This window comes from Thermosynechococcus sp. OHK43 (assembly GCF_014466085.1).
Classification (GTDB): domain Bacteria; phylum Cyanobacteriota; class Cyanobacteriia; order Thermosynechococcales; family Thermosynechococcaceae; genus Thermosynechococcus.
Genome location: NZ_JACOMP010000128.1, coordinates 1 through 3,301, shown reverse-complemented (window position 1 = coordinate 3,301; position 3,301 = coordinate 1). Strand labels below are relative to the sequence as shown.

Genomic DNA, 3,301 nt, shown 5'->3' with positions numbered 1-3,301 from the left:
GCTCCTGTACAGTCTTGCCATTGTTTGCCAGTATCTACCGGCGAGGAGCGGGTTTGGGGCCTGCTATTGCCTTTTTGTATTCTGGTCCCGCCATTAATGTGTTGGCAATTATCCTGACTGCACGGGTCTTAGGTCTCTCGCTGGGGCTTGCGCGGGCAATCGGGGCGATCGCCTTTAGTGTTGTGATTGGCCTGCTGATGCAGGCTCTCTTTCCTACCCCGATCAGTGCAGCAGCCGTAAATACGGCCACCGTTAGCAGGAACGAGCCAAGGCGTCCCCTATGGCAGCAGGCCACCCTCCTGGGAGTACTGGTGGGCATACTGGTCTTTGCCAACTGGGTGCAACCAACAACCGATGCCTCGCCCTGGCAGACCATCGCTCTTGGCAAATGGTGGCTCACGGGTCTGTTGGCTCTCATTTTGAGCGGTCTGCTGGTGGTGTGGTACCACGTCAGCCCAGCGAAGGTACTTCTGGCGATCGCTGTCACCGCCGTACTCGCATGGCGATTTGCGGCCTCGCCGCTAGTGCCCTTTAGTGCCGGCATTGTTGGCATCAGTTGGCTGACCAGTACTGGCCAGAAGGAAGCGAGGGCTTGGTTTGAGTCCAGTTGGGAGTATGCGCAACAAATTTTACCTCTGCTACTGTTGGGAGTGCTCATAGCAGGTTTCCTCTTAGGCCGTCCGGGCAGTGAGGCCCTCATTCCTAGTCAGTGGATTACAACGGCTGTAGGGGGCAATTCGATTGTTGCCAATTTCTTGGCAGCCCTCTCCGGCGCACTCATGTACTTTGCCACCCTAACCGAAGTTCCGATTTTGCAAGGTCTTTTAGCCAATGGCATGGGAGAAGGTCCTGCACTGGCACTGCTACTGGCCGGTCCAGCTCTATCCCTGCCCAATATACTGGTTCTGCGTCAGATCATGGGCTGGCGCAAAACCCTGACCTATACGGCGTTGGTGGTGCTGATGGCGACCTTGAGCGGGATTGCTTATGGCGCCCTTTCGCCCTAAAACAGATTTGCGAGAGTGAAGCTAAATCTTGAGGTGTGAAGATGAGCTACGACTATGACCTACTGGTGATTGGTGCCGGCTCCGGTGGCTTGGCAGCCTCAAAGCGGGCAGCTTCCTACGGGGCTAGGGTGGCCATCGCCGAAGGGGATAAAGTGGGCGGCACCTGTGTGATTCGGGGTTGTGTCCCCAAAAAGCTCATGGTCTATGGCTCCAAGTTTAGCCGCCTCTTTGAAGACGCTGTCGGCTATGGCTGGCGCCCCGTTGAGGCAAAACTCAATTGGGAACGCCTGATCCGTGCGGTGGATCAGGAGGTGAATCGGCTCAGTCAACTGCACATTAGCTATTTGGAAAAAGCAGGTGTTGAACTGTTGCCCTTTTTTGCCCGCTTTGCTGACCCCCACACCCTAGAACTGGTGGATCGCCAAGGACAGGTACAGGGGCGGGTGACAGCAGCAAAAATCCTGATTGCCGTTGGCGGCGAAGCCATTAAACCCAATGTGCCGGGAATTGAACACAGCATTACCTCGCGGGAGATGTTTTTGTTGCCCAAGCAGCCAAAGCGCATGGCCATCCTTGGCGGCGGCTACATCAGTGTTGAGTTTGCTGGCATCCTGCAGGGGCTAGGGACGGAGGTAATTCACTTTCTGCGGGGCGATCGCCCCCTGCGGGGTTTTGATCAAGACATTCAAGATGGCGTCTATGGAGGAATGATCCGCCACGGCATTGATGTGCGTCCCCAGTGCCACATTACTGGCTTGAAGCTCACTAAGAAGGGTAATATCCGCATTTGCTACGAACAGCAGGGGCAAACCTGTGAAACCAAAGTTGATACGGTGCTGTGTGCCGTGGGGCGCGCTCCCAATTTGCAGGGGCTAGGCCTCGATCAGGCGGGAGTTCACCTAAGAACCAATAGCCAAGGAATTGTGGCCATTGGGGTGGATGAATACTACCGCACCAATCAAGAGCATATTTTTGCTGTGGGCGACTGCACCAACCGCGTCAATCTCACCCCCGTAGCCATTGCTGAAGGACGCGCCTTTGCCGATACCCAATTTGGCAATCTACCCCGCACCTTAAGCTATGAGAATATTCCCTCAGCGGTGTTTTCCCAGCCGGAGGCAGCTTCTGTGGGGCTTTCGGAGGCGCAAGCCAAGGCGAAATTGGGGGATGAGAATGTGAAAATCTACCGCACGGCCTTTCGGCCCATGTACCACAGCCTCACGGGGCGCCCTGAACAGGTGATCGTCAAATTGGTGGTGGAGAAGAATACGGAGCGGGTGCTGGGGGCCCACATGGTGGGGGATAATGCGGCTGAAATTATTCAAGGGATCGCGATCGCCCTCAAAATGGGCGCCACCAAGAAAGACTTTGATGCCACCATTGGCATTCACCCCTCTACTGCTGAGGAGTTTGTTACCCTGCGCTAGTGGCCACTTGGATGGGACTGTGGAGCAACTCTAGGGCCGCCAGATATTGGGGATCTGCTGCGGTACCCATGGCCATCAGACTCTCTGGGGCATCGAGCACCCGCCGATCTGGCTCAATCCCTACTTTGTTGATGTTGTGGTGATTGGGGGTTTCGTAGTGGGCAATCGTCACAGCGAGGCCAGAGCCATCACTCAGGCTAAAAAGGGACTGAATCGAGCCCTTGCCATAGGTGCGATCGCCCACCAGTCGAGCGCGCCCATGATCCTGGAGGGCACCGGCCAAAATCTCACTGGCACTGGCTGTGCCGCTATTTACAAGGACAACTAGCGGATCATCGGTGAGAGCGCCCCCACTGGCATTGAGGCTATCAATAATCCCTTGGCGATCGACGGTATAGACAATTACCCCCGAGTCCAACCACAACTGGGCAATTTCTACTCCCGCCTGCAACAGTCCCCCCGGATTATTGCGCAGATCAAGAATGTACGCCTCAGCTCCCTGCTGCTCTAGCATTTGAATGGCTTTGCGCATTTCTGTGGGGGCCATAGCACTGAACTGGCTGAGGCGAATATAGCCAACGGTGTGCCCCTGCACTTGGCGAACCTCAGCCGTGACCGGATTAATCTCAATGTGTCCCCGGTGCAGGATCAATTCCTGAGGGGCTTCATTGCCCCGCTGCAGCAATAGGTGAACCGCAGAACCCGCCGTCCCCCGCATCCTTTCGGCGGCCTCGTCAAGGCTCAGTTTGGGGGTGGGCACACCATCAATGGCAAGAATGCGATCGCGGGGTTGAATACCGGCTTGGGCAGCGGGAGAGCCATCAATGGGAGCAATCACTTCATGGACCCCGGTCTCAGGGTCAGTGC

Annotated in this window: 3 protein-coding genes; 2 read left to right on the top strand and 1 reads right to left on the bottom strand. The window is 56.2% G+C overall.

Features of this window, described 5'->3' with window-relative positions; genetic code table 11:
* Positions 1–1,007, top strand: a 1,007-nt coding sequence (locus H8Q75_RS05195; protein WP_297040862.1) for a permease, incomplete at its 5' end; no start/stop codon positions are given.
* Positions 1,008–1,048: 41 nt separating this feature from the next.
* Positions 1,049–2,434, top strand: a complete 1,386-nt coding sequence (gene gor / locus H8Q75_RS05190; protein ID WP_297040861.1) for a glutathione-disulfide reductase — start codon at positions 1,049–1,051, stop codon at positions 2,432–2,434.
* Here gor and H8Q75_RS05185 read toward each other — a convergent pair.
* Positions 2,421–3,301 (bottom strand): S41 family peptidase (locus tag H8Q75_RS05185; protein WP_297040860.1); only part of this gene is annotated, 881 nt, incomplete at its 5' end. The two genes, gor and H8Q75_RS05185, sit on opposite strands and share 14 nt — an antisense overlap.

What these genes read in the sequence shown, in the direction of transcription:
- gor (WP_297040861.1), top strand. Translation starts at nt 1,049, where the DNA reads ATGAGCTACGACTATGACCTACTGGTGATTGGTGCCGGCTCCGGTGGC.